Genomic DNA, 23,819 nt, shown 5'->3' with positions numbered 1-23,819 from the left:
GAGAGGTTCTACAAAGCGAGACGTGGTGTTGAGGCATCTGCTTCTGCGCTCCGTAGGTTCCCCTCACCCCAACCCTCTCCCCTCACCCCAACCCTCTCCCCGGAGGGGAGAGGGAGCTGTGTTGCGGGATTCGTGACGCACTCGTTTCACCCGGCCCGCGGAGGCCGCCATTCCCATGAACTTTCCGTGACAACAGTTCAGTCCTTCATCTCCCTGAAGGTCTAACCGGAAGAAGCCGCGGCCCGGCGCCGCGCGATCCAAGCTAACGAGGCAAACGCGTGATCAAGGCGGTCGATTCGGCGAAGGTTTCCGGCAACACACGACCCGCCGTACCCGGGCGGCGCCCGCTGGCGCAGTGGATCGCCGCGGCGCTGGCGATGGGCGCGGCGGTGCAGGCGCATGCGGGCAATCCGCCGGTGCTGAGCCAGGCTTGGCTTGCCGCGCAGCGTGGACAGGCCGGCACGCCGGCCGGCAACGCGCCGGCGCCGGTGCCGAATAATCTTTCCGTGCAGAACGCGCCGCAGCTGCTGCAGCAGCGCGTGGTGCAGCAGTCGATCGCCAACCTCAACCAGGCCGCGCAGGCGGTGGCCGCGCAGCTCAGTGCACAACAGGCCGCGCAGCAGGCGGCTCAGCAGCTGGCGTCGAACGTGCCCGATGGCATCGCCGCGGGCGGCCTGCAGGTGTCGGCGGACGCGGTGCGCAACCCCGCGCTGTGGCAGAACGCCAACGCACCGGTGCAGACGGTGGCCGCCGGCAAGACCACGGTCGAGGTCAAACAGACCGCGTCGAAGGCCATCCTCACCTGGGACAGCTTCAACGTCGGCCGCAACACCACGCTGTACTTCAACCAGCGCGGCGGCAACCAGTCCAGCGGCGGCAACGACTGGATCGCGCTCAACCGCATCCAGGACCCGAGCGGCAAGCCCAGCCAGATCCTGGGCCAGATCAAGGCCGAAGGCTCGGTCTACCTGCTCAACCGCAACGGCATCCTGTTCGGCGCGGGCAGCCAGGTGAACACGCATGCGTTGCTGGCCAGTTCGCTGAACCTGTTCAGCGGCGACGTGGCGACCAGCAATGCGCGTTTCCTCAATGGCGGCATCGCCGACAAGGCCTCCACCACCGGCCTGCTGGTCGACGGCGCATTCGCGGACGGCCGCAACCACGACGTGGTGATCGAGAAGGGCGCGAGCATCACCACCGGCAAGCAGGGTTTCGCCCTGGTCGCCGCGCCGCACGTGGCCAATGCGGGTGCGATCGTGACGGACGACGGGCAGGCCATCCTGGCCGGCGGCACGTCGTTCTACAACGCGGCCGGCGCGGACGGCGGCAACACCGCCCTGCTCGTGGCCAGCATGAACGAGGGTTCCTCGTTCGATGCGCCCGCCGGCACCGTGGTCAACACCGGCCTGGTCCAGGCCCGCCGCGGCAGCGTGCACCTGCTCGGCCACGACGTGACGCAGGCCGGCGTGACGCTGGCGTCGACCAGCGTCGCCTATCCGGGCAGCATCGAGCTCAACGCGCGGGACCAGGCCAACGGCAGTGGCGGCAGCCTGGCATTCACCCGCGGCGGCGCGCTCGTGCTGGCGCCGGGATCGGTGACCGCCGTACTGCCCGAGAAGGACGGCAGCACCACCTCGTCGAGCGCCGCGGCCGACGCCGCCTTCAAAGGCAGCGCAGTGACGCTGGACGGCGCCACGGTCACCTTGCAGGGCCGCTCCTTGCTGGAAGCGCCGGGCGCCACCGTGACCATCGCGGCACATGCCTATACGCCCGACCCGTCGCCGACCGCCGGCCGCGTCTATGTGGAAGGCGGCGCGGTCGTCGACGTGTCGGGCCTGGCCAATGTCGTGCTGCCGATGTCGGCCTTGCTGGTCAATGTCTCGCGCATCGGCCAGAACGAACTGGCGAATTCGCCGCTGTTGCGCAATGGCTTCCTGTACACCCAGAAGAACGTCGTGGTGGACAGCACGCAGAGCGGCACGCGCGCGGACGGGCTGGACTGGGTCGGCAGTCCGATCCTCAACGTCGCCGGCTACGTGGAGAACGTGCCGCGCACGGTCGAGCAGCTGATGACCAAGGGCGGCGACCTGTCGCTGCACGGCAGCGAGGTGATCGTCCGTTCGGGCTCGCAGCTCAACCTGGACGGCGGCTTCCTGTCCTACCAGGCCGGCTGGGTGACCACGCCCAACCTGCTGGGCGCCAACGGCCGTGTGTACGACATCGCGGCCGCCGATCCGGACATGCCCTACGTCGGCTTCGCCGGCCAATACACGCAGGACCACGTGCGCTGGGGCATCAGCCAGACCTACAACAACGGCCTGCTCGCCGGTTCGCGGCGCTGGGACCCGGGCTTCATCGCCGGCGGCGACGCCGGCACGCTGGACGTGCAGGCCGGCCACGCGCTGGTGCTGGACGGCGACGTCACCGCACAGGCCTTCGCGGGCCGCAACCAGGTCGGGCAAGGCAAGCAGCCGACGGGCGGTTCGTTCGAGTTCACCGTGTCGCCGGTGGGCCTGGACACGCGCTACAACTATGCGCCGGGCATCCTGCTGCAGCAGTACTCGCTCGCGCTCGATGGCCTCGCGCCCGGTTTCGACGCGGATACCGCATGGGACACCGTCACCGCGGCACAGCCGGCGGACACTGCGCACGACAGCGACCTGCGCTGGTGGCTGCCGATCTCCACGCAGATGCTCGGTGATGGCGGTTTCGCCAACGTCAAGCTGTCCACCGGCGAAAGCGGCGCGCAGATTCTGCAGCAGGCGGGCACGTCGCTGGAGGTGCGGCCCGGCGGCAGCGTGTCGCTCGACGCCAGCCGCGTCACGGTGCTGGGCGACATCACGGCGGCCTCGGGCCGCATCGACATCGTCACTAACCGGTCGTCGCAGGACTCGCCCGCGATGCACGCGGCGGATGGCAGCGCGCTCGGCTCGGACATCACCATCGGCCACGGCGCCACGCTCAGCACGCGCGGCCTGTGGGTGAACGACAGCGGGCTGGCCGCCGACCAGCGCATCGGCGACCGCTACGTCGACGGCGGCAAGATCACGCTCACCGCGAACGCGGCAATCGGACCTAACAGTACGGACGCCACGGGCTCCGTGCTGCTCGACGCGGGCAGCACGCTGGACGTGTCCGGCGGTGGCTACGTCGGGGCCGATGCACGCGTGAAGCTAGAGCACGGCGTGCCGGTCGGCAGCGGGGGCGACATCAGCCTCGCCACCTACGGCAACGTGAAAGCGGAGTTCCAGCAGGCCAAGGCGTTGGACAGCGGCGCGCTGCGTCTGGACGGCACGCTGCTGGGCTATGGCTTCAGCGGCGGCGGCATGCTGTCGCTGCAGGCGAACTACGTGCAGGTCGGCGGCGATCGCTCCGCGATGCCGATGGCGAACGGCTTGTATTTGGAGCCTGGCTTCTTCGCCGGGCGCGGCTTCGACCGCTATGCACTGACCGCGATCACCGACGGCGTGATCGCGCCGGGCGCGCAGGTGCGCGTGACGCGCGGCAACCTGTTGCCCGATTACCAGGCGCTCCTCGCCGCGCCGACCGGCAGCGACCTCTACGCCAGCGATGCGGCGCATCCGGCCGGCATCTATGCCACGGTGGGCGCGCTCGACGCCTACCATCGCTACGTCACGCGCGATGCCGCTGCCGGCCCGGGCTTCACGCTCAGCGCTGGCCAATATCTGGACTGGTCGGCCAATCCGCTGGACCCCTCGAAGGGCGCGCCGGCCTACGCGGGCGTGACCGGTTCGGTATCCGTCGGCGACGGCGCCAGCATCGCGGTCGATGCTGGCGGCGACATCGCGCTGGCCGGCACGCAATCGACCGTCGTGCTCGGTGCGTTGACCGCGCACGGCGGCGGCATCGACATCGGCACGAATGCCTTGGTGCGCGAAGTGGGGTTGCCCACGGTGACGCCGCGCGTGTGGCTGGGCGCCTCCGCCGTGCTGGATGCCTCCGGCACGGCGCTGATCGACCTCTGGGCCGCCGCCGTGGCCGGCGCAGACGGCACGCCGCGCGTGCCGCGCACGGGCGTGGTGCTCGACGGCGGCGAGGTCTCGCTGAAAGCACGCGGCGGCTATCTGGTGGCAGAGAAGGGCAGCCGCATCGACGTCTCTGGCGCGGCTGACCGCTTCGCCCTGCCGGCGCGCAACGCCGGCCTCGGCGAGGGCATCTCGTATCCCGACACGCCGGTCTGGAGCGACGGCGGCAGCATCACGCTCGCCGCCGCCGCGGGCCTGTACTTCGACGGCCAATTGCAGGCGGCCGGCGGCACGGACGAGGCGGAGGGCGGCACGCTCACTTTGCAGGGTCTGGCGCGGCGTCCTTCCCAGCGCACCGCACCCTCGGCGAGCGGCGTGCTGATCCAGCAGTCCGGTCTCTTCGTGCCGGCGGGCGCTTCGGTCGACGGCGCCATCGAGAGCACAGCGCCATCCGGCGTCGTGCATTTCGCTGCGGATCGGCTCGATGGCTCGGGCATCGGCACGCTGGTGATCGGGCCGGATCCGTCCGTCAGCGGCGACGTCGATCTGGCCGCTCCCGTACCCCTGGGATTCGCCGGCGACGTCCATCTCGCGCTCGGGCGCGCGTTCATTGTCAACGCCGCGGCGATCCAGGCATTGCCTGCGGGAGCGACAGCGCTCGCCGGCGCGACGGACAGCATGGCCGGCAACGGCCAGGTCAGCATCGCGGCGCCCTACGTCAATCTCACCGGAGGCGTCGTGCCGACCGCCGCACCGGTCGCGATGGCCGGTGACGGCAAGCTCGCGATCAGCGCGGACTTCATCGATATCGGCGGTTGGCTGAACCTGCAACGCTGGGCGAACGCCTCGTTCGAATCGGCGGGTGACATCCGCTTCCAGGCGCCCGCGCTGCTGGCCTATGCCGATGGCAAGCCGCGCCCGGGCCTGCTGTTCAGCACCGGCGACCTCAGCTTCAAGGCCGCCCAGCTCTACCCGGCCACCGACTACCGCTTCGCCGTCGTCGCCAACGGCTCGGGCCTGAAAGATGCCGCCGGCAACGCGATCGAAACCACGTTGAGCATCCTGCCCAACGGCCGCGGCGGCACGCCGCTGTCGGCCGGCGGCAGCTTGCTGCTCAGCGCCAACCGCATCGAACAGCAAGGCACGCTGCGTGCGCCGTCCGGCAACCTCGTGCTCGGCGTGACCGACGCGGCCGCGCAGGCGGCGACGCTCGGCGCCGATCCCGCGCTGTTTCCGCTCGCCGCGACGCAGTCGGTGCACCTGGCGCCCGGCAGTCTCACCTCGGTGTCGCTCGAGGGCGTCACCGTGCCCTACGGCAGCACGATCGACGGTGTGCAATGGCGCTATGACGCCGACCCGTACCAGGCCGCGCCGGATCTCACGGCGCCGCCGTCCAAGCAGATCGCGCTCAACGGTGCGGATCTCGCGCTGGATGCCGGCGCCGGCATCGATCTTTCCGGGGGCGGTCATCTGCAGGCGGCCGAATGGGTGGCCGGCATTGGCGGCACGCGCGACGTGCTGGCGCAGTACGGCACCAGCTACCAGAGCGGCGCCGCCGGCACGCAGGTGCCGCAGTATGCCGATGGCCGCGCGGTCTACGCGATCGTGCCGGGCTATCGCGCGCCGGTGGCCGCGTACGACGCGGCGTTCGCCAAGCAGGGCGGCGACGGTCCCTCCGTGGGCCAGTCGGTTTATCTGTCCGGCGCGCCGGGCCTGCCCGCGGGCTATTACACGCTGTTGCCGGCGCGCTACGCGACGCTGCCGGGCGCCTATCGCGTGGTGCAGGACACGGGCGCGAAGGACAGCGTGCTCGGCAGCAGCGCGGTGCAGCCGGACGGCACGCTCGCGATCGGCGGCTACTTCGCCGACGCGCTGAGCGGCGCGCGCGATGCGCGCAACACCACCTTCCTGGTGCAGTCGGGCGACGTGTGGCAGCAGTACTCGCAATATCGCCTGAGCGATGCGGATACGTTCTTCGCCAATCTCGCGCAGAAGGCCGGCAAGGTCGCCCCCGCGCTCGCGGCGGATGCGGGCCGCCTGGCGCTCGCCGCCACCCGCACGCTCGACCTCGGCGCCGCACTCACCGCGGCGCCTGCGAAGGGGGGACGCGGTTCGCAGGTGGACATCGCGGCTCAGGCCATCCAGGTCGTCGGCGCCGATGCGAACGCGCGCGAGGGTTATCTGGCGCTTTCCGCCGACGGCCTCAGCACGCTCGGCGCCGGCAGCCTGCTGCTCGGCGGCACGCGCCGCACGGGTGACGACGGCGATCACGTCAGCGTGACCGCCGACAGCGTGGTGCTTGCCAACGATGCCGCACACCCGCTGCAGGGCGCGGAGATCCTGCTCGCCGCCAACGGCGGCACCAGGCCCGGCGCGCAGGGCGTGCTGCTGGAAACGGGCAGCGTGCTGCGGGCCGCGGGGCAGGGCACCGGCACGAACAGCCTGCCGCTGGTGTTCGGCGCTGCCGCGGGCACCGATGCCAACGGTCGCGCGACGCCTGCCGTGAGCGGCGACGGCGCCTTGCTGCGCGTCTCGCAGAACGGCGCGGCCGGCATCGTGCGCAACAGCCTCTCGACCCAGGCCGGTGGCGCGCTGACCATCGCGTCCGGCGCGCGCATCGACGGTGGCGCGGCGCTCACGCTCGACGCCACCGGCGCCACCTCGATCGATCCTTCCGCGGCTCTGTCTGCCCAGGCGATCGACGCCAACAGCAACCTCGTTACCTTTCTCGGCGACGGCGCAGTCGCGCCTGCCGGCCCGAGCGGCTTCGTGATCGGCCGCGACACGCTGGACCTGCTGCGCGGCGCGCAGAGCGTCACGCTGCGCAGCCGCGGTGACATGAACTTCCTGGGCAACGTGCGGATCGACCTGGCGCATGACCTGAACCTCAGCGCCGGTACCTTCGCCAGCGACGGCGGCACGGTGGACATCGAGGCCGGCAAGCTCGCTCTTTCCAACGACCTGGGCGCGGCCAACGGCAGCTTCGCCACCGGGGCGGGCCAGTTCACGGCGCACGCGAACGAAGTGGACTTCGGCCCCGGCACGACCGGTCTGCGCGGCTTCGGGGGCTTCTCCGCCACCGCCTCGCAAGGCATGCAGGGGCAGGGCACGGGGCGCTTCGACTTCGGCAGCCTCGATGTCAACCTCACCACACCGTGGCTGCTCGCCGGCGATGGCGCCGACACCACGCTGGCCACGACCGGCGCATTGAACGTAGGCGGCAGCGCTGGCGCGATCCCGGATGGACATCTGGGCGGCGCCTTGAGCCTGAGCGGCGGCAGCGTGTCGATCGGCACGGCCGTGGCTGCGCCCGCGGGCATGCTGGACATACACGCCACGCGCGGCGACGTCGCCGTGAACGACGGCGCGCTGCTCACCGTCGCGGGCATCAACAAGATCTTCTTCGACACCACGACGTATGCAGCGGGCGGTGCGCTGAGGATGATCGCCGACCACGGCGGCATCAGCCTCGCACAGGGCGCCACGCTGGACTTCGCCGGCGCGGCCGGCGGCGGCGATGCAGGCCGCCTGGACGCCGAGGCAGGCGCGGCGCTCGCACTGGCGGGCACGCTGCGCGGCCAGGCCAGGGACGGCTACCGGGGCGGTTATCTGACGCTCGGCAGCGGCACGGCGATGGACCTGGATGCCACCGCGCAGCTGGCCGCGGACGCCGGCGCCACCGGTCTGTTCCAGCTCACGACCGGCGCGGGCGACCTGCACTTATCGAACGGCCACACGCTACGCGCGCAGAAGGTCTATCTCAGCGCCGCCGGCGGCACGGTGTCGATCGACGGCACGGTCGACGCGTCCGCGCCGTCCGGCAGCCGCATCGAGCTGTACGGCGAGCGCGGCGTGGACGTGGAAGGCAACCTGGTCGCCACCAGCAGCATCGCCGCGCAGCGCGGCGGCGACGTGGTGATCGGCACGGGCGGCAGCAGCGACGGCACGCTCAACGCCGGCTACGGCTACCAGAACGTGCAGTACGCCGACTCGGGCTATATCCATCTCGGTCCGCAGGCGCGCATCGATGTTTCCGGCGGTTCATCCGACGCCTTCTCCGGCGGTTCGGTGAGCCTGCGCGCACCGCTGCTTGCCGATGGCGACGTGCGCATCGCGGTGGACGGCGGCGGTTCGTCCATCAAGGGCGCGCGCGTGGTGACCTTGGAGCCCTATGCGCGGTGGAGCACGAAGGACGCGTCGTCCGATCCGTCCAAGCATTTCGACGGCCTGATCGATCCGGCCGGCTGGTATGCCACCAACAACGGCGGCACGCCGGCCCTGGTCGAAGGCACCTGGACCGACGCCAGCGGCAAGGTGCTGCCCGCGCCCGCCGACGACGCGCAGCTCAAGGCATATCTGGAGAAGAACTACTTCACCCCGAAACGGGCGAATGGCGACCATGCCGGCTTCTACGGCTACGTCGACGGCGATGCCAGCAAGGGCCCCGGCACCCTGATGCGGTACGTGCAGCAGCCCGGCTACGCCTTCGGCGACCGCTATGCCGGCATTGCCAACCTGCAGCTGCGCCCGGGCATCGAGCTGGTCAATCCGGCGGATGGCACGCGTGGCGGCGACGTCGCGGTGCTGACGAACTGGAACCTCGGCGCCGGCACCACGCAGGCGGACGGCAGCGCCGCGCTGGCCTACCGCTACCAGGGCATGGCGCCGATGCTGACGGTGCGCGCGGCCAGCGATCTCGACGTGCAGGCCAGTATTACCGACGGCTTCTACCAGCAGAACAGCGGCGCGGCGCTGGCCGATCCGCCGCTGCCGCCACCGCCGGTGGACGACCACGGTTATGCCGATGCACTCGCCGCCTACAACGTCTCGCAGCAGTACCTGGACGCGAACGGCTTGTGGAACGGCACGATCAAGCTGCGCGACGGCTCGGCCGCGCAGGGCTATACGCCGGGCGGTGGCACGATCAGCATCACCAGCGATCCTTACTATCAGGCGCTGCAGGCGCCGCTGACGGGGCAGACGGCCAACTACTACACGAACTACGAGGCGTATATCGGCGAGGTCGGCAACGGATCGACGAGCGGCGCCTGGGCATACACCTTCAATCGCATTGGCGGAGCTGGGGCACGAGGCTTCCTGGTCTACAACCCCAGCACGCTGGCGCAGGTCGATCCGGCGGGCTATCCGGTGTATCAGGATTACGTCGCCGCCTACCAGTCCTGGCTGAAGCAGAACTTCGCCACCAATCCCGTGGCCAAGCGCATTACCACGCCGCCGCCACTGCTGCTGCCCCTGGATGGCGACTACACGGCGTATACCGCGGACTACGCGATCTACATCACCGGCCATAACGCCTACTTCAAATACGTGTCCGGTACGGGTCCCGCGCCCACTGGCGTGGGTACCGTGGCCGCCGGCACGCAGTTGTTCTATGCGCCATTCGCGCCGAAGGCCGACCCGGCCGACCCGCTCTATGCGAAGGCCTTGGCGGATTACCAGAAATCGCAGCAGTTCCTGGATGCCAGCGGACTCTGGAACGGCACGATCAAGTTGCGCGACGGTTCGGCCGCGCAGGGCTACACGCCGGGCGGCGGCACCGTCAGCATCGCGAGCGATCCGTACTATCAGGCGCTGCAGGCGCCGCTGGCCGGACAGTCGGGCGATTACTACGCCAACTATGAGGCGTACATCGGCGAGGTGGGCGACGGCACGACGACGAGTGCCTGGGCCTATACCTACAACCGTGTCGGCGGGCCGACGGCCAGGGGCTTCCTGGCCTACAAGCCCAGTACGCTGCCGCAGATCAATCCCGCCAGTTATCCGGTCTATCAGGATTACGTCGCGGCCTATCAGTCGTGGCTGAAGGGCAACTTCGCCACCAATCCGGTCGCCAAGCGCATTACCACGCCGCCGCCTCTGTTGCTTCCGCTGGATAGCGATTACACGGGTTACACGGCCAACTACGCGACTTACATCGGCGGCCACAGCGACTACTTCAAGTACGTGTCCGGCACCGGTCCGGCGCCGACCGGCGTCGGCAATGTGTCGGCGGGGACGCAGCTGTTCTACGCTCCCTTCGCACCGAAATCCAATCCGGCCAAGCCCGCCGGCGGCGGCACCGTGCCGGTGCCCGCGAGCGCGGCGAACAATGGTCCGTCGAACATGCCGTCGCTGGGCAGCCCCGCCTCGTTCGCCTCGGCGACGTTGCTGGGCGGTTCCAGCACGTCGTACCGGCTGGTGGCGGGCGCGCGGGCCGATGCAGCTGACCCGCTCTCCACGGTCGCCGGCGCCGGCGACGTCAACTTCGATGGCCATTTCGGCGTGGTCGACACGCTCACCACCGCGCAGGGCGATCCGCCCTTCGGGAAGACCCTGCTGCTGCCCAACGTAGTGCGCACCGGCAGCGGCTCGATCGATATCGCCAGCGGCGGCAATCTCAACTGGCTGGACGCCGCGGCGCCCGCGGCCGTCTATACGGCCGGCACGCCGGCCCCGGGCACGAGCGCGGACACGGGCGTGGCGGTCATCCGACCGGAGCAGCTTTCCTCGTCGCTCGCCAACATGCCTTACCTGCTCAGCACGGGCCAGGTGAATCCCGAGCAGGGAGGCGACCTGAGCCTGAGCGCGCGGGGCGACATCAACGCGATCCAGCGCGTGGTGGATACGGACGGCTCGGCGACCAAGCTGGCCGGCACCGACATCTCGCCGTATTGGTGGCCGTGGATGCAGACGGCCAATGCGGCCGACGGTTCGGCGTCCTCGATCAATTTCGCCAACTTCGGTCAGGGCGTGATGAGCGCCGGCGGCAACGTGGCGGTGAACGCGGGCGGGGACATCCGTCAGCTCTCCGTATCGCTGCCGACCACTTGGAAGGCGAACGCGGACGGCCAGAGCGTGACCACCTATGGCGGCGGCAACCTGGACGTGCGCGCGGGCGGCGACATCCTCAGCGGCACCTACTTCGTCGCCAAGGGCCAGGGCCGCATCGAGTCCGGCGGTGCGATCGGGGCCGACTTCCGCTACACCGCGCCGGCGTCCGACTTCAGCTATGCCGGCCTGTCCACGCCGGTTTCCACCCTGTTCGCCCTGCAGGACGCGCAGCTCGATGTGCGGGCGCGGACCGGTGCGGACATCGGCGGCGTCTACAACCCGTCGTATCTGTTCGTCGATGCGACCAGCGGCTCGCCGGCCGCGGCACTCCTGCCGGCGGGACATGGGGATGCGCAAAGTTACAGCGCCGCCTCGTCGTTCGCCGCGACCAGCACCGGCGGCGACGTGGTCTTCGACAGCCTGCGCCTGCCGGGCGCGCTGTTCGACTACGGCAGCGAGCAGGCGATCAAGAACCCGGGCGCCATCCTGCCGGCCACGCTGAGCCTGACCGCGCCGGCGGGAAGCGTGGACATCCGCGGTGCAGGGGCGCTGTATCCGTCGGCGCAGGGCAACCTCACCGTGCTCGCCGACCAGGACGTGCGGCTGAGCCAGCAGGTGTCCACGATGCAGGATGGATCGGGCACCAGCACCTACGGCTTCGGTCTCATCGACGCGCCGGCCAGCCTGCTGCCTTCGCCGCTGTATCCGGCCGGCGAGCAGACGCTCGGCTCGGGCTTCAGCTGGCTCTGGCTGCGCGGGTATCTGGACAGTCCCGAGCTGTCGGGCGCCATCGTCCACGCCAAGACGCCGCTCCACGCGGACGATGCGTCGCCGGTGCGCCTGTATGCGCTCCACGGCGACATCGTCGACGGCATCCCGTCGCCGGCCGGTTTCCAATACCGCTCGCTGCAGTTGACGCCGGGGAAGCCGGCGCTGGTGCGGGCGGGCAGGGACATCGTCAACCTGTCGCTGCTCGGCCAGCAGTCGCACGACGCGGACGTCACGCTGGTATCCGCCGGCCGCGACATCTACGACCTGCCGGTCGACAAGACCTTCCTCGCGGGCAGCCTGACGGATCTGGGCAGCTACCAGCTCGCCTCGGCGCTGCTGCTCGGCGGTCCCGGCAGCTTCCTGGTCGAGGCGGGGCGCAACATCGGTCCGCTGACCAGCCAGGCGGAAACCGCCAGCACGGTGTCGCTGCAGAAAACCGGCAGCACGGGTATCGATACGGTCGGCAACCAGTTCGACCCGTATCTGCCGCATGCGAGCGCGGACATCAACGTGCTGTACGGCGTCGGCCCGGGCGTCGCGACTGCCGATTTCATGGCGCGCTATGTGGACTCCGCGGCAGCCGGCGTCGGCAGCCTGATGCCCGACCTCGTGGCTTTCATGGAACGTCGCGTCGCCGGGCGCGCGGTGAACACGGGCTACGCGCAGGACCAGGTTACGGTGCAGTTGACGGCGGCGGACGCGCGCCGCCTGTTCGACCAGGAACCGGACTACGTCCAGCGGCAATTCGTCTCCACCGCGCTGTTCAAGGTGCTGGCCCAGGTCGGCGCCGACTACAACGATCGCAGCAGTCCGTACTTCGGCCAGTACGCGCGCGGCTATGCGGCGATCGGCACGCTGTTCCCGGCCAGCCTCGGCTACACCGCGAACGGCGCGGGCCAGGGCGGACTGAACGGCGCGCAGGCGACGGTCGATACTGGCGACCTGGATCTGCGCAGCACCACGATCCAGACCCAGCAGGGCGGCGACGTCACCGTGCTCGGCCCCGGCGGGCAGGCCTTGCTGGGCAGCGCCTCGGCGCCGCCGGTCATCACCGACAGCAGCGGCAAGGTGCTGGCCGGGCCCAACACCATGGGCGTGCTCACCCTGGAGCAGGGCGACATCCGCCTGTTCACCGACCGCAGCGTGCTGCTGGCGCAGAGCCGCGTGTTCACCGAACAGGGCGGCGACCTGGTGATCTGGAGTTCCAACGGCGACATCAACGCGGGCCAGGGCGCCAAGACGACGGCCGAAATCCCGCCGCCGACCTACCTGTGCACGGTGGACGCCTGGTGCCGTCTGGATGCGCGCGGCCAGGTCAGCGGCGCGGGCATCGCCACCTTGCAGACCGTGCCGGGCGCGCCGGAAGGCAGCGTGTACCTGGTCGCACCTCGCGGCACGGTGGATGCGGGCGATGCGGGCATCCGCGTGTCCGGCAACCTGATCGTGGCCGCAGCGCGCGTGGCGAACGCCGACAACATCCAGGTGCAAGGCGAGAAGATCGGCGTGCCGGTGACGCAGTCGGTCAACGTCGGGGCCCTGAATGCCGCGAACGCGGCAGCCAGCGCGGTGAGCAAGGCGGCCGAGGACATGGCGCGGCAGCAGCAGGACGATGCGCGCAGCAAGCTGCCGTCGGTCATCTCGGTGCAAGTGCTGGGCGCAGGCGACACCAGCGCCAGTCTCGACAGCGGCAAGGGTGCCTCGCTGCGCTACGACCCGAGCAGTCCGGTGCAGGTGCTGGGCGGGGGCATGCTGAGTTCGCGCGCCATGGAGCGGCTCACGCCGGAAGAGCGCAAGCGGCTGGCGCAATAAGCCGCGATAACCGGTCCATCTCCGGCCGAACATGGAGCGTTTCCCAACCGGGAAACGCCTCGGCCGGATTTTGTCCGGTGCTTAGGGAAAATCCATCCGACAGGGAGTGCGATAACGGTGCAGCAGCCTGGCCGAGGCAGGGCGGTCGCATTATCCGAAGCGTTGCGTCAATTGCTTGACGCGCGCCAGGACAAGCTGGCCGAGCGATTGATCGACCAATGCAGTCCGGAGCTGGTCCGGCAGATCAGCGAATCGCCCATCGTCACGCTGCATGCGCGCCTGGCCTATCTGCTCAGGCTGCGCCTGCGGCGGCGCGCATTTCCCGGCGAACGCGGCCTGCACAGTGCCGCGCCTCTTCTGGTCGGCGTCTTCAATGTGTGGTGCCGCGAGGGGCGCCGCGCTTCGGTGCGCAGTGTGCTGCGCGAACTGGGCGGCGCGGATCTGCGCGCGCTGCGCGAGGAGCGCGAGCTCGATCCGGAAGTGGTGTCGATGCTGCGGGAGTTCGAGTCGCGCGCTTGAAGCGCTTTCATGGCCCGGGCGTGACGATTATGTCGATTATGTATTCCTGTGTGTCACTTGGATTATGTGGCGGCCGTATTCGTCATCGATGGGACATTTTCCAATACATCTGTTCTTAATCGGTGCGTCATTACTTGCCTGTAGAAAATCAGCAGCCTCCAGTCCGGAGGTATTTTCAAAGTAGGGGTAAGTCATGATCTTCGGGTTCAATGGAAATACCCGCATGAACAAGCTTGCGGGCGCCCTCGTACTGACCCTCGCCGCCGCTTCGTCGGCCCACGCCGCCATCCAGGTCGGCGGCGGCGCCACGCTGCCGGCCGCCGGCTACGTCGGCGACGTTACGCACCGTCTGAATGCTTCGCCGGATGCGAACTCCCTGCTCGGTGCCTTCAAGTCGGTGTACGCCAACAGCGGTGCTTCGTACTGCCAGACCGGCAGCGGCGCCGGCAAGAACATCCTGGCCGGCGTGAGCGGCACCAGCGTGCAGAATGCCTGCCCGGATGGTTCCACCACGCCGACCGGCTTCGGCGCCAGCGATCCGAGCGTCAACCGTCCCACCCTGACGCAGCCGAACTTCGCCGCTTCCGACTCGCCGCTGTCGGCCACCGACTACAGCAACTACGTCGCCAACCGCGGCTCCAGCCGTCCGCTGCAGTTCCCGGCGGTCGCCGGCGGTATCGCCATCGTGTACCGCAACGACAACCTGGCCAGCCAGCTGAGCCTCTCCACGGCGCAGGTCTGCGGCATCTTCAACGGCAGCATCACGCAGTGGACCCAGCTGGGCGTGACCGCCCCGGCCTCCGGCAACACCATCAAGGTGGTCTATCGTTCGGACGGCAGCGGCACCAGCTTCGGCTTCAGCAACTTCCTGTCCGCCAGCTGCTCGGGCACGGTTGCCCAGCACTTCAAGACCGACCAGTCCTTCAGCAGCGCCGTGTCGCTGTACAGCCTGCCGAACGCGACCACGTGGACCGGCGCGAGCGGCAACCAGAACGTGGTGAACGCGATCCTCGGCGCGGACGGCTCCATCGGCTACGCCGAAGCCGCCAACGCCCAGGCCGCGTTCGGCTCGATCGCCCTGGTGAACGGCAAGGATCCGTCGGCCGATCTCGGCGATCCCTCGACCCACAAGGTGACGATCAACAGCACCGACGTGGTGTACAACAACGCCATCACCGGCGTGGACGCCAACACCGGCCGCCCGACCTTCGCCGCGATCTCCGGTGCGCCGAGCACCAGCTGCATCGCGCTGGTGAAGCCGGACGCCTATGCCACCCAGCCGACGGACCGCTACCCGATCATCGCGGTCTCCTATCTGCTGGGCAACAGCCAGGGCAACGGCGCGGATGCCGCCGATGTCCGCAAGCTGCTGGGCGCTCCGTACACCACCGCGGTGGTCAATGCCACGGCCACCATCGGCGCCGGCACGGGCCTGGCGTTCCTCAGCGCGCCGTTCACCACCTCGCAGATCAACGGCTGCGTCATCAACTGATCGAACGGACGTTCCACCTGCCGTGGAACGCGCGGGAGAGGCTTCCCTCTCCCGCGTTCTCGTGTGTCTGGCTGTCATGAAGGCGGACTAGGTTGCGAACATGTCACGAGGATGCGCAACAGGGAACGATGAGCGGGGCCGGCGCAGCCGCCTCGGGTTTCTGCATGGCCGTACGCCGGTCCGCGGCTTCAGCCTGCTCGAAACCCTCGCCGCGATCCTGCTGCTGGCGATCGCCGTCGCGGCGTTGATGCGCGTGGCGAGCGCGTCGCTCAACCTTACCGACAAGGTCGGGCAGACCGCGCGCGCGGACATGCTGGCGCAGGGGAAGCTGGATGCCCTGGGTATTGCCGAACCGCTGGTGCCGGGCGAACGCGAAGGAGCCTTCGATCGCGACTATCGCTGGCGCCTGCGCGTGGCGCCGTGGAATGGCGAGGACTTGCCGGTGGACGGCGTTCTCGCGCTGTACCGCGTCGAGCTGCGCGTGCTGTGGGGCGATGCGCGGCGGCCGCGGGAGCTGAAGTACGTGACGTTGCGGACGGCGCGCAAAGGAGGCGCCTGATGCGCCGCTCTCCGGCCCCTGGTTTCAGCCTGCTCGAAGTGCTCAGCGCGCTGGCGCTGCTGAGCCTGCTGTTGCTCGGCGTCTTCTATGGCATCCGCACCGCCACCCGTTCGGTGAACACAGGTTCCGCGGTGCTGGAACGCAACGACCAGGCGCGCTCGCTGCAGCAGTTCCTGCGTCGCGATCTGCTGCAGGCACGGGCGCTGCCGTGGAAGCTGGATGCGAAAGGCCAGGGCGTGGTGTTCGAGGGCGAGCCGCGGCGCATGCGTTTCGTCGCGCCGCTGCCGGGTTACCTGGACCGCACGGGGCCGCAGTTGCAGACCCTGACCCTGGTGGATGCGGGCAAGGGACGCTGGCGGCTGGAACTGGGCAGCACGCAGTTGTCGCCCGGCGGCGCGGGCGTGGACGTCGGGAACGAAGTGCTGGCCGGCGATATGAGCGACGGACGCTTCCGTTATTACGGCCGCGAGAGGGAGGGGCTGGAACCGCGCTGGAGCGATCGCTGGAACGCCTCCGCGCGCATGCCGGAGCTCGTGACGATCGAGCTGGATCGCGGTCCGCGTGCTCACGACGCCGGTGCCCGGTCCGCCAACGACGATCGCGAAGACGGCATGGCCTGGCTGTGGCTGCAGGCACCCATCCGCCAGAGCCCCAATGCGATCAACGTGGGCGCGCTGGCCAAGGCCTTGCCGGAAGGATCGTCGCCGTGAAGGGCGTGCCGCTGGCTGGCGAGGCACGCCGTCGCGAGCGTGGCATCGCCTTGCTGGTGGTGCTGTGGGCCTGCACCTTGCTCGCGATCCTGCTCGGCGGCTTCGCCACGCTGGTGCGTACCGAGTCCATCCAGACGCGCTATCTGTCCGGCCGCGTGCAGCTGCGTTACCTGGCCGAGGCCGGCGCGATGCGTGCGCTGGCCGAGTGCGTGAGCAAGAGCGGCGGCCGCTGGATCGGCGACGCCCGTCCGTACACGCTGCGTTTCGAGGGTCACGACATCGACATCCGTGTGCAGGACGAGCTGGGCAAAGTCGACCTCAATACCGCCGAGCCGCAGCTGCTGCAGCGCCTGTTCCTGGCCGCCGGCGTGGACGAGGCCGCGGCGGCGAAGCTGGCGGCGAACATCCAGGAGGCGCGCGATGCGCGCGCGAAGTTCTTTCGCGAGGAGGGCGCCCGGCGCTATGCGGAGGCAGGCCTGGAGGCCGGGCCGCGCTATCGCGAATTCGACATGCCCGAGCAGTTGCAGACCGTGCTGGGCGTGACGCCCGCGCTCTACCGCAAGCTCGCTCCGGCGATCACGGTCTGGTCGCGCCGGCCGCAGCCGGTCGCGGCGCTGGCGCCGCCGCTGGTGCTGGCCAGTCTTCCAGATATGGACATGGCGCGGGCGCAGCGCTACGTCGCGCAACGCGCCATGCTTTCCTCGCGCAGTCCGCCGCCGGTCCTGCCGAACGGCCAGCTTCCCGGCGGATGGCGCGGCGGGCAGGTGAAGACGATCGTTGCCTCGGCGACCGACGGGCAGGGCACGACGGCGCGCGTGCTCGTCACTTTCAAGTTGACGGTGTTACGGGGCGGGCTCGGTTATAGCGTGCTGCGCTGGCAGGAGGACGGAGCCGGGTGAGCGCTCGTCATGCCTCGGGCTCGCGCAGGAATTCGACCAGCGCGCGCACTTTCGGCGACGAGTTGAGCCGGGCCGGGTACAGCGCGAAGAGTTCCACCGGCTGCGGCTCCCAGGCAGGCAGCAGGCGCACGAGGCGCTTCTTCGCCACCGCCTTCGCCGCCGCGTGCCGCGACAGGATCGCCACCCCGGCGCCATCCAGGGCCAGCTGCAGGTTGATGGTCGGATCGGGCACGGAGATGCGTGCCTCCACGCGCACGTCCTGCCGGTCCTTGCCGCGCTGCAACTGCCAGGTGGCGTGTTCCGCCGGCTGCCCTTGCGGACCGCAGGCGACGATCAGCGCATCGAACTGCCGGAGCTCGGCCGGCGTCTTCGGCAGCTTGCGGCCCTTCAGGTAAGCGGGACTGGCGTAGATGCCGAGGTCGATCCGCGCGAGCGGGCGCGCGAGCAGCGAGGAGTCCTCCAGCGGGCCGGGCCGGATCAGCACGTCCAGGCCGGCCTGCTGCGGCGTGAGCTCGCCATTGGTCATCTGCACCTGCACGCGCAGTTCCGGATAGCGCCGCACGAATGCCGTCAGCCGCGGCGCCAGCATGAAGCGCGCGTACGCCACTGGCGCGCCGATGCGCAGGCGACCGCGTGGCGCGGCGTGCAAGGTACCCATCGAGAGATCGGCCAGCTCGGCTTCTTCGATCACGCGCTGGCAGCGGTCGAAATAGATCTCGCCGGCTTCGGTGAGCGACACGCTGCGCGTGGTGCGTTCGATCAGCCGCACGCCGAGACGTTGTTCCAGCGCCGCGATCGCACGGCTCACGCTGGACTTGGGTACGCCGAAATGATCCGCCGCCGCCGTGAAGCTCCGTGCACGCGATACCTGCACGAAGTACTGCAGTTCGTTGAGGTCGATCATGAAGGATTGTTCCAATGACGCAACATAACGTTGCCGGATGGGCGATTGTTCCATTCTAGGCGCGCGCCTATCGTCCTCGCATCCCCCACTGAGCGAGGTGTCGATCATGTTTCTAGTCACAGGTGCAAGCGGCAACGTCGGCGGACAGGTCGCACGGCAGTTGCTGGAGGCGGGGCAGCCGGTGCGGGTCTTCGTCCGCGATCCGGCGCGGCTGGGCGAACTCGAAGGACAGGTGGAAGTGGCGGTGGGCGATTTCAGCCGGCCGGAAACGCTGGGCGCGGCGGCGGTCGGCACTCGTGCAGTGTTCCTCAATACAGGGCCGTTCCTGCCCAATCTCGGCGCGTTGCTCGCCGCGCTCAAGGCCCATGGCGCGCCGCGCGTGGCGTTCCTGTCCACCATCCTGGCCGGGCATCCGGAGTTCGCCATCGGCAGCATGCACAAGGCCAACGAGGAAGCGGTGAGGGCGGCGGGCCTGCGCGCGACCTTCCTGCGGCCGGCCGGGTTCATGTCCAACGCGATGCGCTGGGCCGGCTCGATCCGAGCGGAAGGCGTGGTGCACAACCCGATGGGCACCGGCCAGGCGGCGCCGATCGCGCCCGAGGACATCGCTGCGGTGGCCGTGCGCGCGATGACGTCCGACGACTACCTCGGCCAGGCGATCGAGCTGACGGGCGGCGAGCTGCTGAGCATTCCGGACCAGGTCGACATCCTGTCGCGCACGCTCGAACGCCCGCTGCGCATCGTGGACGTATCGGTCGAGGCATCCGTCGAAGGCATGATCCGCGCGGGCGCCCCCGAGCCGATCGCGCGCGGCGTAGCGCAGTCGCAAGAAGCCGTGCGCAACGGCCGCTTCCGCACCCTGTCGCCACAGGTCGAACGCATCACCGGCCGGGCACCGATGCGCTTCGATGCGTGGGCGCGCAAGAACGCCGCCGCGTTCGCCTGATGCAGGCCCAGACCGCGCGTGAGGATCGCCACGCGCGGCTCATGCTCGACGAGCGACCGGGCGACGTGTCGTCGGGCTGGCGGGTCCATCGCACCGTCGTGCGCCTTCCGGTCGCGGACGGATGAGCCGCTCGCCTCCCGCCGGTTGACGCGCGGCGAGGTTCGCGCGCAATGTCCCCGCTCGGCTGCCGTGGGGCATCCACGACGCGGGAGGGGGCATGGCACGCATCTACGTGACGGACACGATGGGCGAAGCGCAGGTGCGTGTCGCGATCATCGACACGCGCGGCGATGCGGACCTGTGGGTGTGCCGCGTGGATACGCGCGGCCTGGCCAGCGGCGACGAGCGCTGGTTCTTCACGCAGGACCAGGGCGAGGCGACCAAGCGCGTGTTCTTCACCAGCCGCGGCTTCGCACAGGTGAAGGTCTGCTTCGTGCCTACGCTGGGCGAAGCGGGCTGGCGCGATCCATCGCGCGCGCGCCGCGGCCTCTTTTCATGACGAGGGCTTGCCATCCGCCGGCAGGCGGATCACCGGCGTGCTCGCTAGCCTGAGCGTCGCCTGCACGCGTGCGGCGGCGTCCTGCGCGGCGGCAGGCGAAGGGAAACGGCCGGCGGCAAGAATGGTCCATGCCGTGCGGTCGGGATCGGTCGCGGCGATGCGCGTCAGCGGCAGGCCCAGTGCCTGCGCCTGCTGTTCGAGCGGCCCCGCGTCGTCGGCCGTCACGAACTGGCCCAGTTGCAGCGCGTAGGCCGGCTGGCCCGCGGCTGGCGCAGCTTGAGCCACGTCATTGGTCACCAGCAACGCGTTGGTCGACACGGTCGTCGCCGCTTGCGAGGGCGTGGCGGATGAGGCAGCCGTCGCAGGAACGTGCGCGGCGACCGACGGCGCCGCATCGCGCCAACGCGCGGCGACGTCCTGCAGCGGCGCGCGCCACGCATCGGGCGCCATCATGCCGCCAGCGAACGCGAGCAGGCCGAAGACGAGAATCAGCAGGATCAAGCCCAGCTTGGCGAACATCGATCGACGGCCCCCTGACCGTGTGGCGAAGCAGGCGCGCGCCAAGTCCCCTTCACATGAAAAAGACATTTGGGCGTCTTCACATGGATATGCCCGGATAGAGTGACGCGCCTACGGTTTTTTCCTGGCGCGAGCATATTGCGGTCGCGCGGTGCGAGGGGCAACATTGCGCGTCCGGGGTATCGCCAGGGAAGCAAAGGATGCGATGGCTCCGGTTTCAGGGGGCGTCATGGTCGATATCGCGGAGTCCAACCTGCTTGGCTCCTCGCCGCAGTTCGCACACGTCATCGCGCAGATACGCCGCATCGCGAAGTTCGACGTGACCGTGCTGATCGGAGGGGAGACAGGTACGGGCAAGGAGTTGGGAGCCAGGGCCGTGCACTATCTGAGTGCGCGCGCATCGAAGCCGTTCATCGCCGTCAACTGCGGCGCACTGGCGGATTCGCTGGTCGAGAGTGAACTGTTCGGGCATGAGCGTGGTGCATTCACCGATGCGCGACAGGCTTCGCCGGGGCTGGTCAGCGAAGCCGAAGGCGGCACGCTGTTCCTCGACGAGGTCGATACGCTGTCGTTGAAGGCACAGGCCGCGCTGCTGCGTTTCCTGCAGGACGGCACCTATCGCCGCGTGGGCGGCACGCAGACGCGGCGAACCGACGTGCGCCTGATCGCCGCCAGCAATGCCAACCTCGACGAGCTGGTGAAGACGCGGCAGTTCCGCCGCGACCTGCTGTACCGGCTCAAGGTCATGCCGCTGGTGATGCCGCCGCTGCGCGAACGCGGCGGGGACGTGGTGGAGCTGGCCGAGGCCTTCCTCACGCGGCTGAATCGGCAGTTCGGTACGCAGACCACGCCCAAATGCTTCCACCCGTCGTTCCTTTCCGCCCTGCAGCGCTACAGCTGGCCGGGCAACGTGCGCGAACTCGAACATTTCGTGCAGCGCGAGTACCTGATGTGCGACGGACGGGAGATCCAGGGCGGCCCTCTCCAGGACTCGCCGCCGCCGCCCTCCACGGCCGATGGGGACACTGTGTTCAAACAGGCCAAGGCGCGCGCCATCGCGGATTTCGAGCGCAGCTACGTCGCGTCTGCGATGGCCAAGGCGCGCGGCAACATCACCCAGGCGGCGCGCATGGCGGGCCAGGACCGCAGCGCCTTCAGCAAGCTGGTGAGCAAGTACCGGCTCGCTTCCGCGGTCGGACAGGAGCAAGATTCAGGCGACTGAGACCCTTGGGCGAGGCGGGCGAGTGACCGGCCATTCCGTACGTGTCGTTGCCGACGCCATCGCCCGCCACCTGGCGGAGCGGCCCCATGGCGCGGATTCGCCGGAGGGGATCCAGCAGTGGTGGCTGCGGCCGGCGGGCGTCGAGGTGCCGATGGAGTTGGTGCTGGAGGCGTTGCGGTTGCTGGAGGGGGAGGAGGTGGTGGAGTGCCGGCGCCTGGGGGGGCGGGAGATTTGGCGGCGGCGCGCCGCGCGGTGATTCTTTCTTTGGCCGGTTCCGGTGGTCGATTCCCGGTTTTCGGTTTTTTGTGGGCGCCTGGTTTTGCCTTCGGCGTTTGCGTGGTTTGATGGGTGTTTGTTCGAGGGCGTGTCCGCTTATCCTCGTCATTGCGACGTAGGCCGGGACCCAGGGGCGACACGGCTCGGTTGTCGCCTTATCGCCAGCCTTGTCTCGCCCCTTGCGGGGCGAGGGTTTCGCTCTCCTGCCGAAGAGCGAGTTACTTCTTCTTGCTTGCCCAAGAAGAAGTAAGGCGGTCTCTAACATCAAGTGCACCACCCCCACGACACGGTGATGCATGGGACAGCATTACAGCCATCTGAGCGCCGAAGAACGGGGCGCGATCATGGTGGGCAAGGCACGCGGCGAGAGCGCTCGGCAGCTGGCACGGCTGCTAGGCCGTTCGGCTAGCACGATTTCCCGGGAATTGGCGCGTAATGGGCACCGCGAACCGGCGGAGCGTCCGCGCATGGGTCGTCCGACACTTGGCTATGACGCCCGCCGTGCCGGTGCGCGGGCTCGACGGCTCGCGCGCAAGGCACGCCGACGGCGCAAGCTACATCGTGATGGGGTCTTGTGGCCCCTGGTGCGCCAGCTGTTAGCGCGCCGCTGGTCACCGCAAGAAGTGAGCCGCACACTGCGCCGGCAGCATCCTGACGAGCCGGCCAAACACGTGTCCCATGAGACGATCTACACCGCGATTTATGCCATGCCGCGTGGCGAACTGCGGCGTGAGCTGGTGGCCTTGCTGCGCCAACACAAGTGCGCACGCCGTCCGCGTGGCCAAGGGGCGAACCGGCGCGGCCGCATGCAGGATCTGCCGAGTATTCATGACCGCCCGCCGGAGGCCAACGAGCGCCTGTTACCAGGCCATTGGGAAGGCGACTTCCTCAAGGGGGCGCGTAACCGATCGTCGGTGGGGGTGCTGGTGGATCGACGCACTTTGTTCCTGAAGCTGGTCAAGATGAAGGGGTGTTCGGCCCAGGAGGCGCTGGAGGGCTTCAGTCGCGCCTTCCAGGGCGTGCCGCCGGAGCTTCGCCAGACACTGACCTATGACCAGGGCAAGGAAATGGCGCTGTACAAGACCTTGTCCGAACGTACCGGCTTGAGCATTTATTTCGCCGATCCGCGCAGCCCCTGGCAGCGGGGCATCTGCGAAAACACCAACGGCCTGCTGCGGCAGTACCTCCCTAAAGGCACCGATCTGTCCGTGCATAGCCAGCGAGCGCTGGATGCCATCGCTCAGGAGATGAACCTTCGGCCCCGAGCCACCTTGGGCTACCACTGTCCGGCGGAGATGTTCATGCGTGCCATGGGGCACGATGACCTCGCTCAGGCCATCGATGATGCACTTCTAGATTGACACCGCCTAACCAAGAAGAAGGGCCCCCTGCGCGGCGCCCTCCGTAGCCTTCGCTGCTGCGGGTGCGTTGAGGGCTGGCCGGGCTTTTTGACAGGGCATCCATGCCCTGATCAAAAAGGCGGGGACGTCCTGTCCCCGCCCGCCTTGGGCGGCCTGATCGTCCAGCCCTCACCGCCGCGAAGGGAACCCGGGAGATCAAGAGCATTCGGAGCGTCGCTTCGCTCGCTCTTGTTTTTGTTTTGCTTGCCTCGGTATTCACTTCTCCTTCTCCCCTCCGGGGAGAAGGCGGGATGAGGGGCGGGTGCTCGCGGAAGCATGGCAACGAAGCCGCGTTGCTGCGCCACAACAAGGCGAGCAACTCCGAGCACCGAACCGCTCAACGTCCATCCTACTTCGGCCACTAGTGTGCACACCCCGACACACCGTGAGCTTTTCCACTCATCGCCTCGATGACCATTCGCGCCGCCATCAATCCGAATCAATTCAATCCCACACGTCACCACATTCGCCTCGACC

Annotated in this window: 13 protein-coding genes; 11 read left to right on the top strand and 2 right to left on the bottom strand. The window is 69.0% G+C overall.

The genetic code is table 11. The features are described from left to right. Positions 1-278 precede the first annotated feature (278 nt). The 6 genes from RKE25_RS13550 to RKE25_RS13525 all read left to right on the top strand — a co-directional run bounded on the left by RKE25_RS13550 (position 279) and on the right by RKE25_RS13525 (position 17,576). Positions 279-13,397: a filamentous haemagglutinin family protein gene (locus RKE25_RS13550; RefSeq protein WP_311838634.1), complete on the top strand. Its 13,119-nt coding sequence runs from the start codon at positions 279-281 to the stop codon at positions 13,395-13,397. 162 nt (positions 13,398-13,559) lie between these two features. Then, positions 13,560-13,916 (top strand): hypothetical protein, encoded by a 357-nt coding sequence (locus tag RKE25_RS13545; protein ID WP_311838633.1) that lies wholly within the window; start codon positions 13,560-13,562, stop codon positions 13,914-13,916. Between the two features lie 223 nt (positions 13,917-14,139). Further along, positions 14,140-15,408, top strand: coding sequence for a substrate-binding domain-containing protein (locus RKE25_RS13540; RefSeq protein WP_311838632.1), 1,269 nt, complete (start codon positions 14,140-14,142; stop codon positions 15,406-15,408). Positions 15,409-15,508: 100 nt separating this feature from the next. Next, complete coding sequence (locus RKE25_RS13535) at positions 15,509-15,967, top strand: prepilin-type N-terminal cleavage/methylation domain-containing protein (RefSeq protein WP_311838631.1); 459 nt, start codon at positions 15,509-15,511, stop codon at positions 15,965-15,967. Next, positions 15,967-16,677, top strand: a complete 711-nt coding sequence (locus tag RKE25_RS13530; protein ID WP_311838630.1) for a prepilin-type N-terminal cleavage/methylation domain-containing protein — start codon at positions 15,967-15,969, stop codon at positions 16,675-16,677. The genes RKE25_RS13535 and RKE25_RS13530 overlap by 1 nt, the downstream gene beginning before the upstream one ends. Continuing rightward, a complete protein-coding gene (locus RKE25_RS13525) occupies positions 16,674-17,576 on the top strand; it encodes a type II secretion system protein GspK (protein ID WP_311838629.1) in 903 nt (300 codons plus the stop codon). Before RKE25_RS13530 ends, RKE25_RS13525 begins: the two co-directional genes overlap by 4 nt. A 7-nt stretch (positions 17,577-17,583) precedes the next feature. Here RKE25_RS13525 and RKE25_RS13520 read toward each other — a convergent pair whose 3' ends face one another. Next, positions 17,584-18,480 carry a LysR family transcriptional regulator gene (locus RKE25_RS13520; protein WP_311838628.1) on the bottom strand — a complete coding sequence of 299 codons (897 nt, stop codon included), beginning with the start codon at positions 18,478-18,480 and terminating at the stop codon, positions 17,584-17,586. 106 nt (positions 18,481-18,586) lie between these two features. On the opposite strand from RKE25_RS13520, the gene RKE25_RS13515 reads away from it, so the two are divergent. Beyond that, the gene (locus tag RKE25_RS13515) at positions 18,587-19,426 is read left to right on the top strand and encodes an NAD(P)H-binding protein (protein WP_311838627.1); all 840 of its coding nucleotides are present in this window, start codon (positions 18,587-18,589) and stop codon (positions 19,424-19,426) included. A 217-nt stretch (positions 19,427-19,643) separates the two neighbouring features. Continuing rightward, a complete protein-coding gene (locus RKE25_RS13510; protein ID WP_311838626.1) occupies positions 19,644-19,925 on the top strand; it encodes a DUF6150 family protein in 282 nt (93 codons plus the stop codon). Here the strand turns inward: RKE25_RS13510 and RKE25_RS13505 are convergent. Beyond that, complete coding sequence (locus tag RKE25_RS13505) at positions 19,920-20,444, bottom strand: SPOR domain-containing protein (protein ID WP_311838625.1); 525 nt, start codon at positions 20,442-20,444, stop codon at positions 19,920-19,922. The genes RKE25_RS13510 and RKE25_RS13505 overlap by 6 nt on opposite strands. A gap of 229 nt (positions 20,445-20,673) precedes the next feature. On the opposite strand from RKE25_RS13505, the gene RKE25_RS13500 reads away from it, so the two are divergent. From RKE25_RS13500 to RKE25_RS13490, 3 genes are all read left to right on the top strand, one after another. After that, positions 20,674-21,666: a sigma-54 dependent transcriptional regulator gene (locus RKE25_RS13500; protein ID WP_311838624.1), complete on the top strand. Its 993-nt coding sequence runs from the start codon at positions 20,674-20,676 to the stop codon at positions 21,664-21,666. A 22-nt stretch (positions 21,667-21,688) separates the two neighbouring features. Continuing rightward, entirely contained in the window at positions 21,689-21,922 is a 234-nt protein-coding gene (locus RKE25_RS13495) for a hypothetical protein (RefSeq protein ID WP_311838623.1), read from the top strand. Positions 21,923-22,238: 316 nt separating this feature from the next. Beyond that, positions 22,239-23,303 carry an IS30 family transposase gene (locus tag RKE25_RS13490; RefSeq protein WP_311838249.1) on the top strand — a complete coding sequence of 355 codons (1,065 nt, stop codon included), beginning with the start codon at positions 22,239-22,241 and terminating at the stop codon, positions 23,301-23,303. Positions 23,304-23,819: the final 516 nt, after the last annotated feature.

Source organism: Dyella sp. BiH032, from assembly GCF_031954525.1.
In the GTDB taxonomy this organism is placed as follows: domain Bacteria; phylum Pseudomonadota; class Gammaproteobacteria; order Xanthomonadales; family Rhodanobacteraceae; genus Dyella_D.
Note: the sequence above shows the minus strand (reverse complement) of the source record. Positions and strands in the feature narration are given on the sequence as shown.

Bases quoted from the DNA above. Each gene is read 5' to 3' on its own strand.
- RKE25_RS13500 (WP_311838624.1), top strand. From the start codon at position 20,674: ATGGTCGATATCGCGGAGTCCAACCTGCTTGGCTCCTCGCCGCAGTTC.
- RKE25_RS13535 (WP_311838631.1), top strand. From the start codon at position 15,509: ATGTCACGAGGATGCGCAACAGGGAACGATGAGCGGGGCCGGCGCAGC.
- RKE25_RS13520 (WP_311838628.1), bottom strand. From the start codon at position 18,480: ATGATCGACCTCAACGAACTGCAGTACTTCGTGCAGGTATCGCGTGCA.
- RKE25_RS13515 (WP_311838627.1), top strand. From the start codon at position 18,587: ATGTTTCTAGTCACAGGTGCAAGCGGCAACGTCGGCGGACAGGTCGCA.
- RKE25_RS13510 (WP_311838626.1), top strand. From the start codon at position 19,644: ATGGCACGCATCTACGTGACGGACACGATGGGCGAAGCGCAGGTGCGT.
- RKE25_RS13530 (WP_311838630.1), top strand. From the start codon at position 15,967: ATGCGCCGCTCTCCGGCCCCTGGTTTCAGCCTGCTCGAAGTGCTCAGC.
- RKE25_RS13540 (WP_311838632.1), top strand. From the start codon at position 14,140: ATGAACAAGCTTGCGGGCGCCCTCGTACTGACCCTCGCCGCCGCTTCG.
- RKE25_RS13490 (WP_311838249.1), top strand. From the start codon at position 22,239: ATGGGACAGCATTACAGCCATCTGAGCGCCGAAGAACGGGGCGCGATC.
- RKE25_RS13505 (WP_311838625.1), bottom strand. From the start codon at position 20,444: ATGTTCGCCAAGCTGGGCTTGATCCTGCTGATTCTCGTCTTCGGCCTG.